Source organism: Candidatus Ichthyocystis sparus (assembly GCF_900078745.1).
Classification (GTDB): Bacteria; Pseudomonadota; Gammaproteobacteria; order Burkholderiales; family 2013Ark19i; genus Ichthyocystis; species Ichthyocystis sparus.
Map to the genome: position 1 here is coordinate 1 of NZ_FKII01000042.1, position 25741 is coordinate 25741.

Here is a 25741-nt window from a genome sequence, read left to right on the forward strand (position 1 = left end):
ATGTCCCAACTTGGTTAGGCTTAATTAAAATAGCATTAGCATACTTAATCCCAACTCCCTTACGTAAAAACAAAGACTGAGTCACAAAAAGATCATATCCCACCAATGTACCCTATCTCCCAAACGCTTGGTCAATAATTGCCAAACACTCCAATCTTCATAAATTCATAGTGGGGGGCATTGACTTCCCCATCTTCCACACCTAAAGAGGAAAGTATAATGGTTCATTAACCACTAAAGCCCCTCATAGGAAAAATGACAAAGTAAGTGAATCTGCTGTATCACAAAGAAGGTGATTATCAAGTAAGAACAAGAGATCTAAAAAATAAGATGACACTCTACTGTAGAGTGCGTGCGTTCATTAATTGCTAAAAAAGCACTGTTGGTGTAGTAATTTTGTTTGCTGTGTATGAATGTAATCTGTGTACAGGCGCAAGGTGGTGGCAAACTACAACACTGTGCCCTCCCCCTTAATACGAATTGGATGACCGCGTTTTTGAAGTACCATCACAACATATTATTCCGTATTAGTTTGACAAGCACATGACTAAAATCCTAAGAACTGTAAAATCAGCAATAAAACCGTCACTTGAACTTCCAGAATTAGAATAAATCACCGTCCTATGACTAAAAACACTCACCCTAGAAATATTCAGTAGAATTACATCTCTGGTTCATAAAATCTTAGCGCAACCCAAATCAGTGGGTCATGCTCTAACGGAGCAAAAAAACCTTCATTTTCACTATCAACTTCGTACTAAAATAATTTCAAGCTTTTTACTTCATATAAATAAATAACTAAAATTCTTACTACGTACTGAAGCAATATCTCAAAATACCTTTATACATGACTCTTAGGGTCTCTATTAATGCTGTAAATCCTATTACAACAACAAGATAAAGTAAAATTTTATATATCCTGTCTCTATAATAAATTAATACTCTTTCATTAAGTAACTGTTAATAGTAAAAAATATAAATCTCAATACAATTCGCCCATAATAGATCTATGCAACACCGAAAAAATAGGTAGTTTCATTATGTCATACTATTGCTTTTAACATTATGTGTGTAATCACATAAAAAACCTGTGTTTGTTACTTATTAATCAATGTATAAATAACCAAGTTGTCAAAAATAATTTTCTAATTTTAGAAATAGTGAGATATTGTCTATCATCCTGCAAAAAGATAATGGAAGTATATCATCATAAAAAGAATAAACATGGGTTACTAAAATTCATTGCGGAATAATATGTTTTTCTTTTGATGGGATGATTAAAAAAATCAGTAAATCATATATTATGAAGGATAAGAATACTTATGCCATTATAATAATATTCAGAGTAAGCGTGATGAAGAGCCTGGTTCGTTATTTATCCTTTAGCAAATCACATAAGATTGTAATAAACTAGGAGCAAGCGCAACAGAACACAAAATATAAGAAAAAAGGTGGTATAGAGCAGGTTAAAACCCTAATCTAAGGCCAGCAGAATCTCTAAACAAGACAGACAAAAACCCGCCTCCGAGCACAATGATAAATCGGCAAGTATAGTTGGCTATAGTTACTATTAGTAATATAACGAATACATAAGAACTAAGAATTAGTACTTCTAGATGTATTTACTATCCAAAGGACAATCCTATCTAGCAAAAAATAAAGTTCGCGTAACAAAATCAACCATTCTCACTCTTAAAGCCAGATATACTCTTAACTCTAGTATCTCTACGCAACCTGATTTAATTGTGATGTATCACAAAATTATAATACCTAGCCCTGAGTCATATAATCAAATCAAATTCAAATGCCTAACTATTTTTAGATGATATTTTCATAATATTATCACATTCACATCTATCACAATTCTTCGGGTGCATTTAAAAATTTTTATGACGGTACAAAACAAATCATATCTATAGTGGACAAACATCTGCTTATTCTTCTATCAAGTCAAACAGGAACACACACATTCTGTAACTGTTAGTACTTGCATGGCAGCATTCATTAATAAATATAATATATGTTTCACTAACTATAGATATAGTTTAACCTTAAAGTTAAAAAGTTAATAGAAACCATACCTTTTACCACATACTCTTGGCTCAAGTATGGTGGCGTCTTGCGGCAAGGATAGATACTAATCCTCGCTATAATATGTGCATTTAAGTGGAAAATAACGCTAAAGATGATAGGCAAGGGGTGGTTGTGTATCTCATAAAAAAACTCAAGGTACTTCAGTGTTTACAACTCAAAGATCAGTGGGAGTAGTAACAGTGGTGGTGGGTGTCGCCTCCCCTTTGTGGAGTAACTCAGATAGGTTTGGAGAAACAGGAGCTGCACCTGTCTTTTGATGCTTTGACCCTTAATGGGGGATGTGGAGGTGTCACATTAACAATAAAACAATAAATGGGTGGGAGTGGTGCTATGTCTGATAAAAGAATATACGGTGCTTCAGGCAGTGATGGTAGTTCAGAAACTGACGAATCTGATGCCGGTGAAAGTGGACCTCCACTTGGAGCGATCGGTCAAGATACTGAAAAAAGCGAAAGATCAGAGAGTAGTAGAGCCGGTGGCTGTGGGTCAGGTGCACCATTAACAGGTCCTAGTGGCTCTGGATCATCTGGTGCATTGGGTGCAAGACCAAAGGTGGGACACGGGGGGAAAAGTCGGGGGAAAAGAACTGATGTGTGGCATAACGAACGCCGGAGATCGGCAAAATCTTTGAGAGGTAAAGGACAATTGCTCGCTGCTAATGAGGGAAAGGATGGCGGTAAAAAAGAAGGAGGGAGATCATCATCGGGTTTAAGAGCAGTGGAATGTACTGGACCACGGGGTTCTCGCTATGGTCGCGGTGGAAGAAGAGAGGTCAAACTTAGTTTGCGCGCTGAATTGCGTAGATATACTTGCGCAGAATTATTGTGTACATTTCTCTCATTTGCTATTGTGGCAGGAACACCTGTCGTGTTATTGCTGTTTTCACTTAGTGATGCTGCGAAATCAGCAATCACCGGACAAGAAAATGCATCCGCAGGTAAAATAAGTTGGATTGATACAGTTACGTCGGCTGTGTTTGTGCTCTCCGCAGTAATATTCTCTGCTCTTCTTCTACAAGCTGCCAGATCGTCTATGAAAAAAGATAAAAAATAAAAGAGATAGAAGAAATGAAATGTCTGACTTTAAGAAACAACTTGCGATTATTCGCGCGTGTCTTAATACCCGTGAGTAATTTATTCCGGAACATTACTTTGCTAGCCCTCTTAGTGTTCACCTGGAGCTAGTAAGCCCGTTTGTAACTCGGTGGTGTAGGTATTTCTGTTAGTCTGAGTGACCAGACAGGGAGGAACTGTTTCCAGTGTTTGATGTTTGAGAGGTAGGTCATTGATGATTTTCATGTATTTAGTTGATAAATGGTGTTCAACAAGATGCGGTTTACATGGTTCAACAATGCATGTCCTATCCACCAAACATCTGTCTATTGGTATTGGCTTTTTTATCATATACGAGATCAATATTTTAGCGTACGTAGCAATTCAATTCTAAGATTGATTATTTGTATATTTAGTTTTGGTAAAAAGCCATCCATACAGATTTACGCCCCCCCTTTCTTATGAATGCGTTAGTTTTACATAATGCGGATCTTCAATCCAATTGCTATTCTATACAGATTGGCCTGTTATTTTCTGAAAAGACATGACGTACATACAAACTTACGGTATTGGTTCTACCATAGATAATGCAGCAACTAATAGATAGCTAATGAATACGTCACTACACCAATATCTCTAGAGTCAGAGATACTACCTCCGCACCACGGCCAAATATCGCCCCCTCCCCCGAAATGGTTAAAATGTTTTATAGAACTAAAGATTAGTTGTCACTAAAATACTTCAATTAAGAAAAAACACTTTAACTTGCCAACCATACACTAAAAATAAATTTCACTTGCTTTTCTATTTCAGGCAACAAAAAAATGCAAAAAATCACTAAAGCTCTTACTACACAATGTATAATATCAATTTATTAAGTTACTGAATAAAATATCTTTCATTTTCAGAGACCATAAGACACCATCTATCATCCTGATACAGACGGAGAAATGTCGTCATAAAAATAATAAATATGGACCACTAAAGTTTATTGCATAATAATACGTCGTGCTTCTAATTGGATGGTTAAAATAAAAAAAATAGCAAATCATATCTAACTGTACAAAAAGTAGTCCAAATTTCATGTGGCTTTTACCTTAGACAAAGTTACGCACGGATATAAATTGCCCATGAATAACTACACTTCAGCAAATTGTATAATCGAGCATACCATTTACACTAACAAAGCGGGGTAATGCAAACGGGACTTACTCTAGCCCTTGATCTCATACACAGTACCCAAGAAAATAAATAACATTTTGAATGGATTTTATTAGCTCTAAGAATCAACACATTTTTTGTTATCTATAAGTAGAAAGAGCCTATCATACGTGTAGCAACGGTATAACAAAATAATCCGCAAATTTAAAGCAATATGACTCTATTAAGGTGTTTAATTAGTACCTTCATCACTGTATTATTGATATCCTAGTATACTACTTATCTAGTGCTATAAAAGTAGAGAATTCATATAAATGATATTTTTCATCTTTAGTACAGCTAGGTACGATGCCCCCCCCCCGATCGGTGTTTGCTTCCTTGTCAATCATCATTGGTGTGAAAATAAAAAAACAGATCAGAACATTTATGAAAAGATTAGGTTTTTTGGGAATCGCTTGTGTATTTACTCCTCATGCTAAGGAGTATTTCAAGGATACTTTACATCTAAAATGAAGCCAAATGTCAAGACAAGAGTAAGAAACGAAAAAATAAGGATATAAAGGAGAAGTGGCCGAGTCTAAAAAAACCAAGTGCACGCGCCGTGGGTGGCCTGCAGATGTATTCTTGCTAACCAGCGTAGCGTTTGGGTACCGCTAAAGGGATATATGTAATGTTTTTTGCATAATGCCGCGTATTTATCAATCACCCTCGCTCACGTCCAGATCTTTAAACATGTCCTTACCAGAAAAGTAGCAACCCCTACCTAGTTCCTCTTCTATACGAATGAGTTGGTTGTATTTGGAAGTGCGGTCGGAACGACACGGAGCTCCGGTCTTGATTTGACCGGCACTCCAAGCAACTGACAAGTCAGCAATGAAGCTGTCACTGGTTTCTCCAGAACGATGCGAGATTACTGTACCGTAACCAGACCTACTTGCCAGAAAAAATGTCTCAAACGTCTCTGTTAATGTCCCAACCTGGTTAGGCTTAATTAAAATAGCATTAGCAGACTTAGTCTCAACTCCCTTACGTAAAAATGAAGACTGAGTCACAAAAAGATCATCTCCTACCAACTGCACCCTATCTCCCAAACGCTTGGTCAATAATTGCCAACCACTCCAATCATCTTCTGCCATGCCATCTTCTATAGACACTATCGGAAAACAACTGCATAAATTATCCAAATAGGACGAAAAATCATCCGAATTCATAAATTCGTTAAAAATCTTGTAGTACCCATCTGAATAAAACTGACTACTAGCACAATCTAAAGCAATACATACATCCTCGCCAGGATCAAAACCAGCCAAATAAATGGCATCTACCAGTAACTCTAAGCCCTGCTCAATACCACTTAGGTGCGGAGCAAAACCACCTTCATCACCAACTGTGCAAGAAAGTCCAATCTCATGTAACTTTTCCCTTAGCGAATGAAAAACTAAAACTCCACAATGCAAAGCCTCACTAAAACTCTGACCACATATCGGAACAATCATCATCTCCTGAAAAGGCAACCCATTATCAGCGTGAACACCTCCATTTATTATATTCATCAACGGTACTGGCAATCTCATCAAACCACAACCACCTATGTACCTAACTAAAGATAAATTACTAGCCTTCGCAGCAGCTCGAGACACAGCTAGAGACACAGCTAACAAGGAATTAGCTCCAAGCCTAGACTTTCCCTCAGAGCTATCAAGATCTATCAGCAAGTTATCAATATGAACTTGATTAATCGAATCCACACCTAACAATACGTTACGAATCTCACCTTTGATATGATCAACAGCTCCTTCAACACTCTTTCCCCTATAGTAGTCCACATCATTGTCACGCCACTCATGAACTTCAAAAACACCAGTTGAAGCACCAGAAGGAACACTCGCACGACCTTCAATTCCAGAACTCAATACCACATCAGCTTCAACTGTAGGATTCCCACGAGAGTCTAGTATCTGACGAGCCCTTACATCAGCAATCTTGTGGGACATAACATTCCTCTCTATTTAGCTTTCCTTGCTTAAAACTTGAAAACTCTTGCGCCGCCCTAATAAAATTCATAAATACAGGGTGGCCTGAGAACGGTGAGGAAGTAAATTCCGGATGAAACTGACATGCCACAAACCAGGGATGAGTAGTTAACTCAACTACTTCGCATATACCTTCTGGGGAATGTCCACTTACCAGCATACCAGCTTTTTCTAAAACAGCTAGACTAGTCTCTTCTACTACGTAGCGGTGCCTATGTCTCTCCAAAATCTCTCTGGATCCATAAGCACGCGCGATCATGGAATTTTGGCGCAAAATAATTATTTGTTCCCCTAGTCGCATGGTTCCACCAATTTTGGGCTCTTCCCCTATAACATCCTCATTATTTAATATTCTGGTTATGGGGTAAGGAGTAGAGGAAGAAAATTCTACACTATGGGCCCCTTTTAGATTACAGACATTGCGGGCATACTCAACTAATGTTAATTGCATCCCTAAACAAATTCCAAGAAATGGAATCTTGCGTTCCCTTGCATATTTGATGGCTAAAATCTTCCCTTCTATTCCTCTGGAACCAAAACCACCAGGAACTAGGATAGCATCCGCTAACGCCAAATCATCACCCGACCCACTCTCTAAATCCTCAGAATCAGCATACGAAATAGCCACGTGACATCCAGTGTGTAAGCCAGCATGCACCAAAGCTTCACGCAAAGAAGTATATGATTCGTGGCAGTCTACGTATTTACCCACAAGGACTAAACTTACTACTTGTCGAGAATTGTTACTCATTCGTTGCAAAATATTATTCCATGAAGATAAATCCGGAGGGTTCATTGAAAGTTGCATGTGCCTACAAATTAAATCATCTAGTCCCTGATCATGTAATACTAAAGGAACATGGTAAATAGAATCTACGTCGTAAGCAGAAATAACAGAATCTTGCGGCAAATTACAAAACAAGGCCATTTTTTTACGCTGATCTTCCGGAACTGGTTTAGCAGAACGGGTAACTAGCGCATGGAGCTGTATACCTATTTCCCTCAGTTGACGCACAGAATGTTGTGTTGGCTTTGTCTTCATCTCACCAATAGACAACATAGGAACCAAAGTTAGATGCACAAAGAAAAAATCATGAGCCCTACCCTCCAAGCTCATTTGACGTATTGCTTCTAGGAATGGAAGGGATTCTATATCTCCAACCGTTCCACCAACTTCTACAACAATAATATCGCAGCCTTTAGCAACAACCTTGATGAAGGCTTTTATTTCATCAGTAATATGTGGGATTACTTGGACAGTTTGCCCCAAATACTGCCCTGCCCGCTCTTTACGTATGACAGATTCGTAAATACAGCCGGTAGTAAAATTATTACTTCGGCTCATTTTTACGCCGGTAAAACGTTCATAATGTCCCAAATCTAGATCGGTTTCTGCGCCATCCGCAGTAACAAAAACTTCCCCATGTTGGAAGGGATCCATTGTCCCAGGATCAACATTGATGTACGGATCCATCTTCATGTTGGCAACTGACAAGCCACGTAACCGCAGTAGAGATCCTAATGAGGCTGCCGTAATTCCTTTACCCAACGAAGATACAACCCCTCCAGTAACAAAAATATACTTAGCCATGAAAACTTAAAAAAATATGGTCTAGATGGTTGTGGCCAACAGAACCGATTAGTATCACCCGACGCCTCCCCACAAAACATTAATACCCACACAAGCATCGGTACCTTCAATTGCCACAAAACTACATAATCACTTAGTATTATAACGTCAGATGAGGGAGCAGGAACCATGATTAGTTATATTTTAGGACGCACGTACCCCGTTATAGGTTTTACGTTTGTATCAATACCAGCCTGGAGTACAGAGCAAACATTTGATACTACTAATCAAGACTGGTCAATGCTAGGTCACTTTGCATTTTCATTTGTTGTTGTAATAGCAATAATAATGATGCTACGGCTTTTTCTTTTACGGTGGCAACCTATGCGAGCTAATCCTAAACTACCAGTACGCGTAATTGGCGGCGTTTCTGTGGGGCCAAGAGAAAGGGTTGTGGCTGTTGACATAGAAAACGAAAGATTCTACTTGGCTGTTTCTCAGGGAAGTGTGCGGATTATATATCACTCCCCCTGTCCAGATAGCGACAGCTCTAAAGAAAAAGCACTGGCCCTATCAGAAAAGTTTCAACGTCTAGTGAAGAAGGAAAAAATTTGATACTTAATGTGGATTTTTTGCAGCAATAATATCAACAGACTTAAGATAGATCCTACCAATACTCCCAAGTCTCCATGAAATTTCTGGAATGGTGTCTGTCCCTTGTATCCAACAACTTTAAGTTTAAGGACCTCGGATTGAAACATAGGCAAAAGTTCTGCATCACCATTTGCACCTATGTATCCGGTTGGACCAGAATTGCTAACAGACAAGGTAGGCCTCCCATTTTCCATCGATCTCATTTGACCTACTTGAAAATGCACATGAGGTGCAACAGAACGTCCGAACCAAGCATCATTGCTTATGGACAATAGTATAGTAGCTAGCTCTCCTCTATTACGAACATATTCAGAAAATGCATTCTCATAGCAAATATTACCAGCAATGCTCTCATGCCCTAAATTTAATGTAGGCTGATCAGCATAGCCCTCAGAATAGTTACTTATGCCACTGCCCGTATGTAATCGCAAAAAAAAGCGTACCCATGGCCACTGATATTCTCCCAGCGGAAGTAAGAAAACCTTGTCATAAACTCCTTCAACAACTCCCTCTGGGTTAACCAAAACCATAGAGTTATATAAATTTCCTTTATCATCCAACCTATGCAACCCTGAAATCAAATATGGCTTGTGCTTGAATTTATGAAAAACTTCCTTCATAAAACGAGGCCAAAATGTGTCCCCCTTCCCTATCAATGTAACTGGTATGCCTGCTTCTGGAAAAACCACCCAATCTGCTGAAGTGTAATTATCCATAAGCAATTTATATCTATGTATTACTTTATCTAAGGAGAGTGAATACTTACCTGCTGAAAGTACAGGAAAATTGGGCTGAACCAATATAACATTATGAGATAGACCTGATATGGGGTGTGTCCAGTTGATATTTTTTATGTAATAAGATAGCCCTGCAAACACTAAAAAAATAATAACTCGTTTTATACGACCTTCCGTGTTAAAGATGACATGGTACAAAGTAGCAGAGAAGAAGATAACAATAAAATTTATGCCATTCATACCTACAACGGGTGCCCACATGCCCAGAGGGCTAGGGTAGGTCTGCGAGTATCCAAAAGAAAACCAAGTACCACCAACAGCATAGCGAGAGCGAAGGTACTCACTGATAGAAAAAGTCGCAGCAAAAGCTAGCGGTGTATGATCTAAAATATGGCTTACCGCAATTCCAGGTAAGAACAAAGCCAATACAAAACTGAAAAAAATCCATACTAAAACAAGTAACGGCCAATAAGAAGCACCGGTAAAATTATGTATGGCTGATGCTATCCAGAAGGAGGCAGATAACATAACTAGCGCACAGAAAACAAAAAATATTACTAGAGATGATTTGATGGAAGAAGAACGAACGAGGGAGAAGTACAGTACAAAAATGCATATGGGAGTAAGCCACCAAAAACAAAATTTAGGGTAAAAACTAGCAACATACACACAACCAGCAATGCATGAAAGAGTGCAATTAAAGGTCATGGATTGGCTAATATTAGTTACCCTTTTAGGGAACACGCTCAACCCTTATAGAATAAATCTTTCTAGCATCTGACTGAATCACAGAGAACATCCAGTTGTTCACACACACAGACTCACCTCTCTGCAAAACCCTACCTGCGTGATGTAAGATCAACCCCCCAACTGTGTCGAAACAATCGTCGGGAAAATCTGAACCTAGAGCCTCATTTAGTACGGAAATCTCAACTGAGGCTTTAACGCGCCAACTACCATCATCATCACTAACTACCTCATCTCCGGGCTCATAGGAATCAAACTCATCCTCTATATCGCCAACAATCATTTCAAGCACATCCTCGATTGTCACCAAACCACTCACACTTCCATACTCGTCCACGACTATAGCCATGTGATAACGCTTGGACCTAAAATCGCGCAACAGCATGTTGAGGGGTTTAGATTCTGGAACAAAAACTACGGGACGCACATGGTTGTGTAGCTTAAAATCCTCATCTGACAGGCTACGAATAAAGTCCTTGGCCAAAAAGATACCAAAAATTGTATCCTTTTTACCATCGAAAACAGGAAAACGAGAATGTCCAGTATCCAAAATAACTGACAAAATCTGCTCGTTGGTCCATGATATGTCTATGAACTGCATCTGAGCCCGTGGAACTACTATGTCGCTGACGGTCATGTCTGAAACATGTAACGCCCTTTCAACAAATAGAGCATCGTCTAGACCAATAGTGTTACGATCAGAGAAAAAACGAACCAACCGTACAATGAAGCAACGTGCATCTTGAGTATTAAAGGAATTGGCCACCCGAGATACCAAAAACCACAGCAACCCGCGGAGAAGACCATGATGTGGGGGTAAATCGCCGCCTTCAGTCATATCTTCCTAATGTATATAGTCGAAAGGTAATCATAGCACAAAATTTTTAGTATCCAGAAAAGACCAGTATGTACCTACATACGTAAGAATTGCTTTGCTTATGTACCAATATTTACACCCAATTTTAATTTAGAGGCGTCACAAATGGGATTCTCAAATTCCGAGAAAAGATCTTTACTCTTCCTATCGTTGTTATACGTACTGCGATTGTCCGGAAATTTCCTAATTCTCCCTTTATTTGAGCCATACTCAAGATCACTCCTTGCGTCCGACAATGTTATATGGATAGGGTTAGCACTTGGAATATTTGGATTTGGCCAATCTGTAATGCAATTGCCACTGGGGTGGCTCTCAGATAGGGTAGGACGCAAAAATGTGATAATTGGATGCCTATCTGTTTTTACAGTAGCTACTTACGGCTGTTTTGAGGCACATTCAATCACTCAACTTACCGTGGCTAGGTTCTTTCAGGGCCTTTGCGCTTACTCTTCTGTGCTAACAGCCCTTATGGCTGACTACACGCGCCCTGAAAACCTCACCAAAGCCTCAGCCATTCTGGGCGTGCTTATAGGTATAACCCTTGTTTTGTGTCTTTCTATTTCTCCTGTAATAGCTCACTATGCTGGCACAAGGAACATATTTTTGCTAATAATGGCACTTGCTCTAATATCGATGTTGGTAACGACTATGTTCCTTCCATCTGAGCCGCCACGAGATAAATTAGCTACCCAGGTTAATTTTAGAGCTTCCATTGTAAAGTTTGGATCTATAAAGGGTACCTGGTTAATTGCTACTGCAAACTTAGCAACCAATGCTGTTTTATCAGCATGCTGGTTGGTATTCCCCTCTGTACTTGCTAATTTGGGATATGATCTTCCTAGACAAGGTAGTGTATATGGATCGGTTATGATTATATCGTTTGTTATAATGTCTATTATTGTGGCACTCTCAGAGAAAAAGCATAACAATTTGGCATTAATTATCGGATTTATTTTGATGAGCATAGGGCAAGGGTGTCTATTTTTTACTGTTCACAGTAAGCTACTGTTTATGGCAAGCATGGCTATTTTCTTCTCTGGATTCAATTTGCTTGAGGCTTCTATACCAGCTACGGTGGCTCGCATAGCTCCTAAGGAGATTAGGGGTACTAGTATGGGAATTAGCAGTACGGCACAGTTCGTGGGGATTTTCATGGGAAGTTTGCTATCTGGGATAATGCTCCATTACGTTAATAACAAAGGAGCAATATTCATAGTAAATGCCATTCTGTCCCTCGTATTCTTCTGGGCAGTTTGGTTAAAATTGCCTACATGTAATAAACAAAATCATAGAGGGTAATGTTATGGCATCAATGAACAAAGTTATGTTAATAGGTCATCTGGCAGCAGAACCGGAGGTGAGATTTACGAACAGTGGGGATCCAGTTGCGAACGTTCGCCTGGCTACTAGCTCATCGTGGAAGGATAAAAATACTGGCGAGAAAAAGGAACAAACAGAATGGCACAGGATAATATTTTTTGGTCGTCTTGCTGAAATTGCTGGGGAATACTTAAAAAAGGGCAAAATGATTTACGTTGAGGGCAGGCTGCAAACGCGTAAATGGCAAGATCAAAGTGGTCAAGATCGATACACTACTGAAATCATAGCATCAGAAATGAATATGCTGAGCAGCAAATCGCAGGACAGCGGTAGTAACAATACCTCCGTAAATGATGTAAGCACATCTAGTAGCAATACTAGTGATGTAGCACAATTTGCTGGTCTTGATGACGATATTCCGTTCTAACTAAACTTCAATGGCACATTCTATCCATGATGAAATATTCATACAGGGAGCACGAACACATAATCTTAAAAACATTGATGTCGTTGTCCCCAAAAACAAGCTTGTTGTCATAACAGGACCTTCTGGTTCTGGAAAGTCTTCCTTAGCCTTTGACACTCTATTTGCGGAGGGTCAACGTAGGTATGTAGAGTCACTTTCTGCTTATGCTAGGTATTTTCTGGGAGTAATGGACAAACCTGATGTAAAAAGTATATCAGGTTTGGTCCCGGCAATTGCAATTGAACAGCGAACATCCAATAGCAATCCTAGATCTACGGTTGGAACTGCAACTGAAATATGCGACTATTTACGATTACTTTATGCACGTGTAGGAACTGCCCAGTGTCCAGTACATAAGTTAGATTTGAATTCGCATTCTCTGACACAAATTGTTGACATTATTCTGCAAGATCATGTTGGCAAAAAACTGTTTATCCTAGCCCCAAATGTAGTATTTCCAGGGTTATCTTTGCATGAAACCCTGAAAAAACTCATCCAAAAGGGTTTTATTCGATTTATTATCGATGGAATTTTATATAACGAAGAGGACATAAACTCATTAAAGGAGTGTAAGTCTTCCCCTTCCGTAGTTATCGATCGTATTGTAGTTAGCAGTGATTCTAGAGAAAGATTAACTGACTCTATAGAAACAGCTCTTAAAGTTGTATCAGAAAAAGTTTGCTGCTTTTATCCTGATGAAGACTTATACCTAAATTACTCTACTAAGTATCGTTGCCCTTTATGTGAATATACCTTACCTTCACCGGACCCATCGCTATTCTCATTTAATAGCCCCCATGGTGCGTGCCCAAAATGCCGAGGTCTGGGAAAGCAAAGTGACTGGTCCGTAGATAAGATAGTTGCTCATCCTCAGCTGTCAATTAGCAGCGGTGCCATTCCACTCATTTCTAAGTCTTACCCTGAGCAGATGGAAAAAATGATTAGGATTGCGGAACAATGTGGATTTCCGCGCGAACACAGCTTTCAAAATATATCGCAAGATGTGCGCAACATTCTGCTACATGGCAATATAGATAAAGAAGATACAAAAATACCATACGATGGTCTTTTACAATTCCTAACGCAACGCTATCAACAAAAACCATTCCCTCGTGAGAAAGAGGAGTTGCAAAAATATCGTGTCACATGTGCTTGTTCATATTGTAACGGTGACAGAATAAACAACCATGCAAAAACAGTAAAAATAAACCAACTTTCAATACACGAAGTCATGAAGATGTCCATATATGATAACTATAAGTGGTTTTCAGGGTTATCTATACCTGGGTATAGAAAGGAAGTTGCACAAAAAATAATATACGAAATACAAGAGCGTATTATATTTTTGCTAGATGTTGGTCTTGGATACTTAACCTTAGAAAGGTCAACAGATTCTCTATCTGGGGGAGAAGCTCAAAGAATACGTCTAGCATCACAAATTGGTTCTGGCTTAACTGGAGTTTTGTATGTGTTAGATGAGCCATCTATAGGGCTGCATCAAAAAGACAATGAACGTCTTCTCAAAACTCTATTTAGACTCAGGGACATGGGAAACTCCGTAGTTGTAATCGAACATGATGAGGATACTATCCGCTCCGCTGATCATATCATTGACGTTGGCCCACTTGCTGGAATTAACGGTGGAAGGATTGTAGCTGAGGGATCGCTGAAGGATATTTTATCCTCTTCATCAATTACGGGTCAGTACTTAAATCGAACTATCAAAATACCTTGTCCCAGCATACGGAAGAGGCCTCGACCAAAGAGAAAGATAATTTTGCAGGGAGCATCGGGTAACAATCTCAAAAATGTGGATCTGCATATTCCTTTGGGACTATTCGTTTGTATCACTGGCCTTTCTGGTTCTGGAAAGTCTACACTTGTAAATGATACTCTCTACCCTGCCCTAGCGCGCGAGATTAAAGTAAAATCTCCTGAGCCAATGGCGTACAATGCTATCATTGGTGCATCCTTTATAGACAAAATAATTAATATAGATCAATCTCCGATCGGGCGTTCTCCCAGATCAAACTTAGCCTCTTACATCGGAATATTACCAATTATACGCGAGTTGCTAGCTGCTACTCCACTAGCTCGTCAGAGAGCATACACTTCCAGTAGGTTTTCATTTAACAATAAGGGTGGACGTTGTGAGCACTGTGCCGGAGATGGACAAATAAAAGTTGAAATGCTGTTCTTACCCAATATGTACGTAACATGTGACGTATGTAAAGGCAAAAGGTTTAGCCGAGAAACATTAGAAATATACTACAAGGGCAAAAATATCACTGATATTTTAAACATGACCGTTGATGAAGCAGCTATATTCCTGGAATCCTATCCTACATTACAGAAAAAAATATCAACAATACAGGAAGTAGGACTTGGATACATGACCCTTGGCCAATCAGCACGAACTCTATCGGGAGGTGAGGCACAAAAACTTAAACTTGCGCAAGAAATGTCGCGTGTACAAACAGGTAAAACCATATACATATTAGACGAGCCAACTACAGGGTTACACTTTTGCGACACACATAAGCTAATTGACATACTTCTTCATCTTAGGGACAAAGACAATACGGTGGTGGTAATTGAGCACAATATAGACGTAATAAAAGCCTCCGACTGGGTAGTAGACCTAGGTCCTGGCGGCGGAAATGAGGGCGGAGAAATAATAGCATCCGGAACACCGGAGCAAATAGCAAAAACAGAAAACAGCATCACTGGGAAATACATAAAGTAAGGATAGTGATATAAATGCTTGTGAAATTAGCTTAGCGATAGCAGCGCTTGGGGTAAAAGAACAGGCCGAACATCAAGCTCAAAAATGCTACTAAGGTTGTGTAATACATTATAGAGTAGATGGAACCAAAGTAAAAAACACTGTACATAATAATTACAGGTACCAGCCCTCCCAACAATCCATGCCCCATGTTATACACAAATGACATAGAGGTATGTCTTATCCTAGGAGGAAATAGATCTATCAAGGCCGCACCACAGGTACCAAATACCATAGAAACTGGAATCATTATTAGAAACGCACACAAAACCATCTTCCAAAGACTCATGCCAGCACTACTTCCTCTTTGCATATACCCAGCTCTAGTTAGGGCATTAATTAGTGCAGTTCTATTACCTAACCCTATTAACTGTTTACCAACAGAAATATACTCTCTGTCAGCCAACCCATCACGGGAAAAATTGATAACACTATCCCCCAACCACCGTACAGTCTCTTGACAACTTGTCAAAGATAGAGAAGCTTCGTTGGTAGATAACAAAAAGTGCTCCCACACACCAAATTCGCAATTAGTAGTGGGTCTGTAGTGAATAACAATTGGATTTTCAACGATAGCGTTGGCATATACGGGGTAACTAACCTTAACAAGATAATCGAAACCAGGGATATACAAAGCTGTAGCCAGGAAAAAGGCAACAAGTAAAATGGTCTTTCGACCAAATTTATCTGACAAATAGCCAACGCATATCAAAACTGGAATATGTAATAGATATACGCACATAAGAATCTGATTGACAACTGACATATCAACTTTAAGCACGTTTACCAAAAATAGAAACATTACGTAATCAATCTGATTGATACCGCTTTCTCCTAACATAATGCATATAAATGCGAAGAAAATAACTCTTAAATTATCCTTATCCAAAAAACTGTCTCTGATGGGAGATGAAGATAGGCTACGGCTACGAACCATATCTTCAAAAACAGGTGACTCACTAATACTTAAACGTACAGATAAGGAAATCAAGAATACAAAAAGCGATAGCAAGAATGGTACTCTCCACCCCCATGACAAAAAATCTTCTTCACCAATAAACACACGTAGGGAAAATATAACTAGCGCAGTAAAAGCTACACCAACTCCGTAGGGCAACATGACCATAGCTGAAAAAAATCCACGCCGCTCGAAGCGCACATGCTCAGCAACATAAATTGAGGCACCGGAAAACTCCCCTCCTAGAGCAATACCCTGAATTACACGCAGCATCACTAGCATAATGGGAGCATTTACACCTACCGTAGAGTACGTAGGCAAAAGCCCCATGCCAAACGCAGAGATTCCCATCAACATAAGGGTAAGCAAAAAACATGTCTTACGCCCCCAAAAATCTCCAATATAGCCAAAGATCAAACCACCTATTGGACGAGAAATAGCCGTAGTTGCCATAGCAGAAAGGGAAAGAACTGTTTGTACAACCGAATCCCCACCTGGGAAAAAAAGTGGACCTAGGATGGGTAACATCATAACGTACACCCAGAAATCATAGCACTCAAAAACAGAGCCCATGGCTGAAGCAAAAACAACCCTCTTCATATTACTGGTCATATCTTTTCCTGAATTACACACCGCCCAGGCACACTAACTTAACATTTAGATAACTATCAGTCCCGTATTTAGACCCCTCTCTACCAAATCCCGACGACTTAATACCCCCAAATGGAGCGTAGGGATTCGAGTATATACCACAGTTAAAAACTACCATGCCAGACTCTAATCTCTCGGCAAAATGCATAAATCGCCTAATGTTTTCAGTACAAACGTAGTTGACTAAACCATAGTGGGTATTATTAGCTTCCTTAACAACTTCATCATCTTCCTTGAAGCGGTACAAGACTATAACTGGACCAAAAATCTCCTCATGTGCAATACGCATAGACAAATCAACATTTTCCAAAACTGTGGGTTCAAAAAAATATGGACCCACATCCTTTAGTCTTCTACCTCCACGCAAAATACGTGCACCCTTTGAAACAGCATCCTCCAAAATTCCCTCAACCTTACTCACAGCTTTCTCATCAATCATGGAACAAATCCCGGAAGATGGATCTAACCCAGGGGATATGCGTTTTCTATCAAGATGAACCATTAATATGTTCACGAAAGACTCGTATACCAGATCCTGCAAGTAAACGCGATTTGGTGCAATACAAATTTGCCCTGCAAAACGCAGCTTTGCCTCTATAAGATGTTCAACTGATTTTTCAAGAATAGCATCAGATAAAACTATGAAGGATGCATTTCCTCCCAATTCCATGGAAAGCTTCTTAAGGGTTTGAGAGCTTTTCTCGGCTAACATCTTGCCTACAGCAGTTGAACCGGTAAAGCTTAAATGAACTACTCTGTGGTCATTACATAACACATCAGTAATAGCAACAGGGTCCCCAGTAAGAATATTTATAGACCCAGCAGGAAAACCCGCCTTATCTGCCAAATGTGCCAATGCCAGTGCTGAAAGTGGTGTTTTTTCAGCTGGTTTAAGTACAACAGTGCATCCAACACACAAGGCTGGTGCTAGCTTCCTTGTAACCATTGCGGAAGGCAAATTAAACGGTGTAACAGCTGCGCAAACTCCTATTGGCTGCTTTATAACCAGATAGCGTCGATCCTTTTGTGGAGATGGTATCCAGTCTCCATATACTCGCTTGGCCTCTTCTGCAAACCATTGCACAAAGGAAGCGGCATATTTTATTTCACCAACTGCATCATTTACAGTTTTACCTGTCTCTGCAATAACTATACGTACCAGATCATCTGCATTTTCAAGAATAAGCCGTGCCCAGTCCATCATGATTTGTGAGCGAACAACAGCGGTCTCTCTACTCCATAATTCAAAAGCATCGCAAGCAGATTGGATAGCCATTGATATTTGGTGGTCTGTAGCACAGGAAACACGGCCTACAACTTTACCTGTAGATGGGTCCTCTACAGTTAACTGTTCATTAGTATCAACCCAATTACCCCCTATAAATAGGGAAGACCTCAGGAGTGAAAAATCAGATAAGTTAGATATGGAATACATAAATTCATCGTTCTCAAAAGAAAATATTGGAAAAGGTTATGACTATTTAAAAATCAGAGCAAGGAAAATATCGCAATTGGAATAAAAGCAAGGGGAGCAAAAAGCCCCCCTAACTTTAAAGACAATTCTAGGCCATCATCAACTAGCAGGACGATCAGATGTAGGAAATGGCCAAGAACTTTGAGGAGACAAAGCAGAATAGTCAGAAGTCTTGCTATTAGAAGCCTTGCTATTTAAAGCAGAAGCTTCCTTGTGTTCACTCTTAGCAACCTTACGAGAACCCTTAGCACCACCCTTCACTGATGACTTCGCAGACGACCCTCTAGAAGCAGACGTCTTAGAAGCAGATCCAGCAGACCTAGTACTCGACTTGGTCGTGGACTTTCTACCAGCAGAGGTTTTACTAGAAGCAGTTCTCTTAACTGTAGCTTTCTTACCAGCAGCCTTCCTGGCATAGGTTTTCTTAACAGCTGCTTTAGCTGTTGTCTTTCTAGCACCAACAGCAGACTTCTTAGCAGCAGAAGACCTAGACTTAACCTTGCGCTTAGCAGCTACCGAGGAAAGAGAGGAAGACTTAGAGGTCGTTCTTCTCTTGCTAGCAGCAGACTTACCAGCTCCACCCACCTTGCGAGAAGATGCAGACGAAACGCCAGATGCAGACTTAGCAGAAGTCTTACGAGCAGAAGACTTCTTAACTACACGCTTAGCTTTAGCTACAGAAGATGCAGTCTTACCAGCAACAGACCTTTTAGCAGCAGTAGACCTCTTAGCAGCAGTAGACCTCTTAGCTGTAGAAGATCTTTTAGCTGCAGTAGATCTCTTAGCAGCAGTAGACTTCTTAGCTGCAGTAGATTTCTTGGCTACAGTAGATCTCTTAGCTGCAGTAGACTTCTTAGCTGCAGTAGATCTCTTAGCTGCAGTAGACTTCTTGGCTGCAGTAGATTTCTTAGCTGCAGTGGACTTCTTAGCTGCAGTAGAACCCCTAGCAGCAACAGACCTCTTAACCGCAGTTACCTTCTTGACAGCAGACTTCCTAGAAGAAGCAGGCTTCTTAGCAGTCGTACCTTTAGCAGACCTCTTAGCAACAGAAGCCAACCGCTTACCTGCAGAAGCTGTTAATTTCTTAACAACTGCCTTATGGTCTGCCGACTTCTTAACGGTAGACCTCCTAGAAACGACCTTTCTGGCAGAAGTTTTTTTATCTGCAGAAGAAGCCGACTTAGCACTATCAACAACCTTCTTAACGACTTTAGATTTCATTTTTTTAGCCTCTTTTTTAGCGGTGGACTTCCCACTTACCCCCAAAAATGCCTTGGACTTAGAGGAAGACCTACTCAAACCCACCATAAACTACCTCCACAGTTGCATCATAAAAATCAGAAGGCAAGGAGGGGTACCCAAAATCCCCAACGACTAGAAAAAGCTCATACCACCAAACATTTATTGTTTCTTAAAGGAAAGAAAAAATTCCATTACAAAAAGTAAGCAATAAATTCATTACCAAAACGCAAAATGAACAGATTCTTATAAAAAAAGCATGCTTTATAGTTGCAACGTTCAACAACAAAAGTGTAATTAACTAGAAAAACTTGTTCTTGTCAATTTTTTAAACGTCAATATGCCATAAACGTATCGTTAGTGAGACACTTATGCAAAACAAATTTGAAATTCTAATCCCAACTGAGAGTACCACCAGACTGATACTCAGTTACACGGGTCTCAAAAAAATTCTTCTCCTTCTTCAAATCCATCATCTCACTCATCCATGGGAATGGATTTTCTTGACCAGCAAACAAGGGTTCTAGGCCTATCTGAACCATACGACGGTTGGCAATAAATCGCAGATACGCACTGAACATGTCAGCATTCAAACCCAAAACGCCTCTTGGCATAGTATCAACAGCATATCGATACTCTAATTCCACTGCTTTAGTCATTAATCCGACTAGTTCTTTTTTGAAGGCTGCAGTCCAAAGTTCCGGATTTTCTATTTTTATTTGATTAATTAAATCAATACCAAAATTGCAATGCATGGACTCGTCTCGCATAATGTATTGGTATTGCTCAGCAGCACCAGTCATTTTATTTTGACGCCCAAGAGCCAATATCTGGACAAAACCAACGTAAAAGAACAATCCCTCCATAATACACGCAAATACTACGATGGACCTTAGCAAGGCTTGATCATTAGTAAATGTACCCGTTTTAAAATTTGGGTCCGTCAGCACGTCAATAAACGGGATTAAAAACTCGTCCTTGTCACGAATAGATGGTATCTCATGATAGGCATTAAAAGTTTGACCTTCATCCAAGCCTAATGATTCCACAATATACTGATAAGCATGGGTATGAATAGCCTCCTCAAAAGCTTGCCTTAACAGAAATTGCCTGCATTCAGGAGCGGTAATATGGCGATATGTACCCAAAACTATATTGTTCGCAGCCAATGAATCAGCTGTGACAAAAAATCCAAGATTACGCTCTACAATAAGACGCTCATCGTCAGTAAGTCCTTTAGGGTTCTTCCAAAGCTCAATATCACGAGACATACCTATTTCATTGGGCATCCAATGGTTAGCACACGCAGACTGATACTTGTCCCATGCCCACTTATACTTCAAGGGAACTAACTGGTTAACATCAGTTTCGCCATTAATAATCCTTTTATCAGCAGCCCGCACACGCCGTCCTAGAGCTGGATCCACTTCATCTTTAGTCAGAGTTGACATATCTCATCCCTTTTAATTACTACTGACATGCCTCACATGTCGGGTCATCTAAAAAACAAGCTCTAACTGCTGATACCACGGGAACCGCATTCAACTGACCAATATCAGTAGTGGACTTCTCAGCATGAGTAGCTCCCAAAGTTCTCAGGTAGTAAGAGGTTTTCATACCTCGCTTCCAAATTAACTTATATATCTGATCTAATTTCTTTCCTGACGCATAAGCAACATAAATATTCAAAGACTGTGACTGATCAATCCATTTCATACGACGAGCACCACACTCAACAAGCCATTCAGGATCAATTTCAAAGGCTGTAGCATAAAGATCCCTCAACTCCACAGGAATCCTCTCAATTCTCGCTATAGATCCATCAAAGTACTTCAGATCAGAAACCATGGATTCATCCCATAGTCCAAGATCCTTCAAATCGTTAACAAGGTAGGAGTTAATAACAGTAAACTCGCCAGAAAGATTAGATTTAACAAACAAATTCTGGTATGTCGGTTCTATTGAAGCAGAAACTCCTACAATGCTAGAAATGGTAGCTGTAGGAGCAATAGCCATGCAATTAGAATTTCTCATACCATACTTCTTTATCTCCTGACGCAGGTAATCCCAATCCAATGTCTGGCTGGTATCACATTCAAAGTACTCTGGTCCACGAATCTTCTGTAGTAACTTTAGAGAATCTATAGGTAGTATACCCTTATCCCACAAAGAACCATTAAATGTCTGGTAGGCTCCCCTCTCTTTTGCAAGCTCCACTGATCCTGAGATAGCATAATAAGAAATGAGTTCCTGAGCATAGTCTGAAAAGGCAACGGCCTCATTCGAAGAATACGGGATTCTCATCATATACAAAACATCTTGAAATCCCATCAACCCAACTCCTATGGGCCTATGACGACGATTTGATTCCGCTGCTTTTGAAACTGAGTAATAATTTATGTCAAGAACATTATCAAGCATTCGTATAGCTGTTCTTACGGTCTTCTGCAAAGAGGGTAAATCAAGAACATACTTGCCGGTAATCTGATCATTAACCATATGTGCAACAAGATTAACTGATCCTAAATTACAAACAGCAATTTCATTTTCGGAAGTATTAAGAGTAATCTCTGTACACAAATTAGATGATCTTACAACCCCAACATGTTGCTGAGGGGACCTAATATTGCATGGATCCTTGAAGGTAATCCAGGGATGCCCTGTTTCAAACAGCATAGTAAGCATCTTGCGCCACAGTTGAGATGCAGAAACTACTCGTCCCAGTTTAATTCGTCCATCGTTAAACATCTCCTCATAGGCCAAATAGGCCTTTTCAAATTCCGGTCCAAATAATTCATGGAGATCCGGTACATCTGATGGAGAAAATAACGTCCAATTCTGGTCCAACAAGACACGATTCATAAATAGATCTGGAATCCACGCAGCAGTATTCATATCATGAGTACGTCTGCGTTCATCACCAGTATTTTTCCTTAATTCTAAAAATTCCTCTATATCAAGGTGCCATAGCTCCAAATATGAACACAGTGCACCCTTACGCTTACCGCCCTGATTAACAGCAACAGCGGTATCATTAGCAACCTTAAGAAATGGCACTACACCTTGAGAATGGCCATTCGTGCCTCTAATGTAACTTCCCAATGCACGAACAGAAGTCCAATCGTTACCCAGACCACCAGAAAATTTTGATAGCAGAGCGTTTTCCTTAATAGCTTCGTATATGGAAGCCAAATCATCAGGAACCGTGGATATAAAGCATGAAGACAATTGAGGACAACGAGTGCCTGAATTAAATAAAGTTGGAGTTGAGCTCATAAATCTGAACGTAGAAAGCACATTGTAAAACTCTATGGCTTTCTTAGTCCTTACAGTCTTGTCTTCAGCCAAAGATAGTCCCATAGCAACACGCATAAAGAAAATCTGAGGTAATTCAATACGACTATTATAACGATGCAAAAAATAGCGATCGTATAAAATCTGCAATCCTAAGTATTGAAACAACATATCACGATTAAAATCTATGGCCCCAGCTAATTCACATTGATCAAAGTCAGCCATGCGCTGATCCAATAACCCCATTGAAAATGCGTCATTAATATACTTAGGGAAATATTCTACGTATCTATGACTCATGTCTTCGTGGGAAACATCCTCCCCGAACACTTCCCTACGAATTGAAGAAAGCAAAAGTCTAGCAGCTAAAAAAGAGTAATCTGGGTCCTTCTCAATTAAAACCCTAGCAGCTAAAATTAAGGACTTTGCTACTTCGTCCTCGGTAATACCTTCATAGAAATTACGATAGGTCTCATCTACTATCCTCTCAGGATCAACACAAGACAAGCCGCTACATGATGCAGTTACTTTGAGTACTAGTTCTTTTCTGTCTATAGGCACACGACGACCATCGTTAAGGGTCATGTGAACTACTTTCTCTACTGGGTCTGTATCACTCTGTGTGCCTCGCCTACGTTCCTGTTTGTGTTTTTCACGATACAATATGTATGCGCGAACAACATCGTATTGCCCATTTTGCATTAACACTAACTCTACTTGATCCTGAATCGACTCTATATGTATTGATCCCCCATCAGGTAATCGAGATGTAACAACTGAAAAAACCTGATCTGTCATTTGGTTAACAAGATCACGAGTCCTTTCTGAAGTAGCGCTTTGTGGACCCTCAACAGAAACAAAAGCCTTTGTCATGGCTGCAGCTATTTTGCGAGAATCAAATGGAACGATAGAACCATTCCTGCGGATAACCGAATATAAATCTCTACAGGTACTTACCGCACCATCTCGCACCAACCCAGTCACTCCTGTTTCCAAAATTTGCATGCTAATGTCTCCCCACCACGCTCAAACACAACCAGACAAAACAAATACTCTTAAGAAAATAAACTAATAAGCACGTCAATACAGTACTTACCCACATGTAATTAACATGATATACACAATATATAGTGTATGAAGCAAGATAATACCACAAATTATAGTATCTATAAAAATAACTACTGCTTACTGTATGATTACCTCGCTCACTTTAATTATCCTTGAAAACGATCAAAATGAACCCGGATGAAATTATAAATAAACTTAGATCAATACTTGGAAGCACGGGAACAGTAATTACCGATAAGCATAAATCCTCAGATTACCTGACCGACTGGAGGGGACAAATAACAGGGCAAACTTTAGCAATAGTGGAACCGCAAAAGGTACCTGATATACAGAGTGTGGTAAAGCTATGCTTGGAACAGAATATAGCTATTACTCCGCAAGGAGGAAATACTGGTGGGTGCGGTGGCTGCATACCAAACTTCACAAAAGGATTAAATATAGTTCTTTCTCTTCGTCAGCTCAACAAAATCCTGGACTACGACCCAGTAGGACAAACATTAACACTTGAAAGTGGCTGCACTTTGGATAAGGTTCAAAACCTTGTAAAGCAAGATCGGCTTTACTTTCCAGTTTCTCTCGCATCATCTGATCAATGTACTATAGGAGGCAACCTAGCTACTAATGCTGGGGGATGTTGCGTAATACAAAACGGCATGACCAGGGACAATGTGCTGGGTATAGAAGTCGTACTGGGAAACAGTGAACTGTATTCAGATTTAAGAAAACTTAGAAAAAATAATGATGGGTATGACATAAAAAACATTTTCATAGGATCAGAAGGTACTTTAGGAATAATAACAGCTGCGGTATTGAAGCTAAGATACATGCCATCTGATTACATAAGCGCAGTAATAGGATTGCCTGATCTAAGCTCTGCCATAAAACTTATACACGACCTTAGAAGACATTTGGAACGAAACATTGAGGCTGCTGAGATATTTTCTCATAAATGCTGGGAATTAGTTAATGACATATACGAACAATACAAACTAGACGTAATTACATCTAACTGGTACATGATAGTTGACATCGGCATACACCATGACTCTCAAAAATTTGTATATCACGACATTCTAAAAAGCGCCCTAGATAGGTTTGTAGGAAAATCCTACTCTATTAACCTCACCAGCGAGGGCCGCAGCCAAGCATGGAAAATACGTAATAGCATTCCCTTAGCAGAAAAAAAGTACCAAAATAAAATAATGAGAAACGACATATCGCTACCATTATCGTCGTGGGTACAGTTCTATGGTGATGTCCAAAAATTAGTAGAGCAATACAGACACGCGTCTCTTTTTGTTTTTGGTCACATAGGCGACGGTAGCCTACACCTAAACGTGGGTTATGTACAAGAAGAAGAAAAAATAAAGGAAGGCCTGCATAGGATAGTACAACAATATCAGGGAAGCATAGCGGCAGAACACGGGGTAGGGCAAACTAAAGTCACAGATGTGGAAAAGCTACGTAGCACCTCCCACAACTCGATGATGCGTTTCATAAAAAAAGCATTCGATCCCCGAAACATACTAAATCCAGGAAAGGTAGTACCATAATATAGTAC

16 protein-coding genes are annotated in these 25741 nt (G+C 39.8%); 6 read left to right on the forward strand and 10 right to left on the reverse strand.

Going from position 1 to position 25741, the window contains the following annotated elements; all coding sequences use genetic code 11:
- On the reverse strand, positions 1–103 hold a 103-nt coding region (locus A6733_RS09840; protein WP_439328881.1), incomplete at its 3' end, for a hypothetical protein.
- Positions 104–2424: 2321 nt separating this feature from the next.
- Here A6733_RS09840 and A6733_RS00485 point away from each other — a divergent pair.
- On the forward strand, positions 2425–3147 hold the full coding sequence (locus A6733_RS00485) for a hypothetical protein (RefSeq protein ID WP_141663430.1): 723 nt from the start codon (positions 2425–2427) through the stop codon (positions 3145–3147).
- Positions 3148–5005: 1858 nt separating this feature from the next.
- On the opposite strand, the gene eno is transcribed toward A6733_RS00485, so the two are convergent.
- Positions 5006–6301 carry a phosphopyruvate hydratase gene (gene eno, locus A6733_RS00490; protein WP_092403670.1) on the reverse strand — a complete coding sequence of 432 codons (1296 nt, stop codon included), beginning with the start codon at positions 6299–6301 and terminating at the stop codon, positions 5006–5008.
- Positions 6282–7931, reverse strand: coding sequence for a CTP synthase (gene pyrG / locus A6733_RS00495; protein WP_092411170.1), 1650 nt, complete (start codon positions 7929–7931; stop codon positions 6282–6284). Before pyrG ends, eno begins: the two co-directional genes overlap by 20 nt.
- 168 nt (positions 7932–8099) lie before the next feature.
- Here pyrG and A6733_RS00500 point away from each other — a divergent pair, with 168 nt between their 5' ends.
- Positions 8100–8525, forward strand: a complete 426-nt coding sequence (locus A6733_RS00500; RefSeq protein ID WP_092402747.1) for a FliO/MopB family protein — start codon at positions 8100–8102, stop codon at positions 8523–8525.
- Here the strand turns inward: A6733_RS00500 and lnt are convergent.
- Together lnt and A6733_RS00510 are read right to left on the reverse strand one after the other, a co-directional pair.
- Positions 8495–10045: an apolipoprotein N-acyltransferase gene (gene lnt, locus A6733_RS00505; RefSeq protein ID WP_092402745.1), complete on the reverse strand. Its 1551-nt coding sequence runs from the start codon at positions 10043–10045 to the stop codon at positions 8495–8497. The genes A6733_RS00500 and lnt overlap by 31 nt on opposite strands.
- Positions 10035–10886 carry a CorC family transporter gene (locus A6733_RS00510; protein ID WP_092402743.1) on the reverse strand — a complete coding sequence of 284 codons (852 nt, stop codon included), beginning with the start codon at positions 10884–10886 and terminating at the stop codon, positions 10035–10037. The genes lnt and A6733_RS00510 overlap by 11 nt, the downstream gene beginning before the upstream one ends.
- Positions 10887–11030: 144 nt before the next feature.
- Between A6733_RS00510 and A6733_RS00515 the strand changes: the two genes are divergently transcribed.
- From A6733_RS00515 to uvrA, 3 genes are read left to right on the forward strand one after another with little or no spacing between them, the layout of a single operon-like run.
- Positions 11031–12224 carry an MFS transporter gene (locus tag A6733_RS00515; RefSeq protein WP_092402741.1) on the forward strand — a complete coding sequence of 398 codons (1194 nt, stop codon included), beginning with the start codon at positions 11031–11033 and terminating at the stop codon, positions 12222–12224.
- Between the two features lie 4 nt (positions 12225–12228).
- Positions 12229–12672 carry a single-stranded DNA-binding protein gene (gene ssb, locus A6733_RS00520; protein ID WP_092402739.1) on the forward strand — a complete coding sequence of 148 codons (444 nt, stop codon included), beginning with the start codon at positions 12229–12231 and terminating at the stop codon, positions 12670–12672.
- A gap of 10 nt (positions 12673–12682) precedes the next feature.
- Positions 12683–15457 (forward strand): excinuclease ABC subunit UvrA, encoded by a 2775-nt coding sequence (uvrA, locus tag A6733_RS00525; RefSeq protein WP_092402737.1) that lies wholly within the window; start codon positions 12683–12685, stop codon positions 15455–15457.
- 31 nt (positions 15458–15488) lie between these two features.
- On the opposite strand, the gene A6733_RS00530 is transcribed toward uvrA, so the two are convergent.
- The 5 genes from A6733_RS00530 to A6733_RS00550 form a co-directional block, all read right to left on the reverse strand.
- On the reverse strand, positions 15489–17066 hold the full coding sequence (locus A6733_RS00530) for an MFS transporter (protein WP_092487183.1): 1578 nt from the start codon (positions 17064–17066) through the stop codon (positions 15489–15491).
- Between the two features lie 13 nt (positions 17067–17079).
- Positions 17080–18540, reverse strand: a complete 1461-nt coding sequence (locus A6733_RS00535) for an NAD-dependent succinate-semialdehyde dehydrogenase (RefSeq protein ID WP_092402733.1) — start codon at positions 18538–18540, stop codon at positions 17080–17082.
- A 138-nt stretch (positions 18541–18678) separates the two neighbouring features.
- Positions 18679–19887, reverse strand: coding sequence for a hypothetical protein (locus tag A6733_RS00540; protein ID WP_092411168.1), 1209 nt, complete (start codon positions 19885–19887; stop codon positions 18679–18681).
- A 323-nt stretch (positions 19888–20210) separates the two neighbouring features.
- Complete coding sequence (locus A6733_RS00545) at positions 20211–21269, reverse strand: ribonucleotide-diphosphate reductase subunit beta (protein ID WP_092401399.1); 1059 nt, start codon at positions 21267–21269, stop codon at positions 20211–20213.
- 19 nt (positions 21270–21288) lie between these two features.
- The gene (locus tag A6733_RS00550) at positions 21289–24117 is read right to left on the reverse strand and encodes a ribonucleoside-diphosphate reductase subunit alpha (protein ID WP_092401396.1); all 2829 of its coding nucleotides are present in this window, start codon (positions 24115–24117) and stop codon (positions 21289–21291) included.
- Positions 24118–24347: 230 nt separating this feature from the next.
- Here A6733_RS00550 and A6733_RS00555 point away from each other — a divergent pair, with 230 nt between their 5' ends.
- The gene (locus tag A6733_RS00555; protein ID WP_092401393.1) at positions 24348–25733 is read left to right on the forward strand and encodes an FAD-binding oxidoreductase; all 1386 of its coding nucleotides are present in this window, start codon (positions 24348–24350) and stop codon (positions 25731–25733) included.
- Positions 25734–25741: the final 8 nt, after the last annotated feature.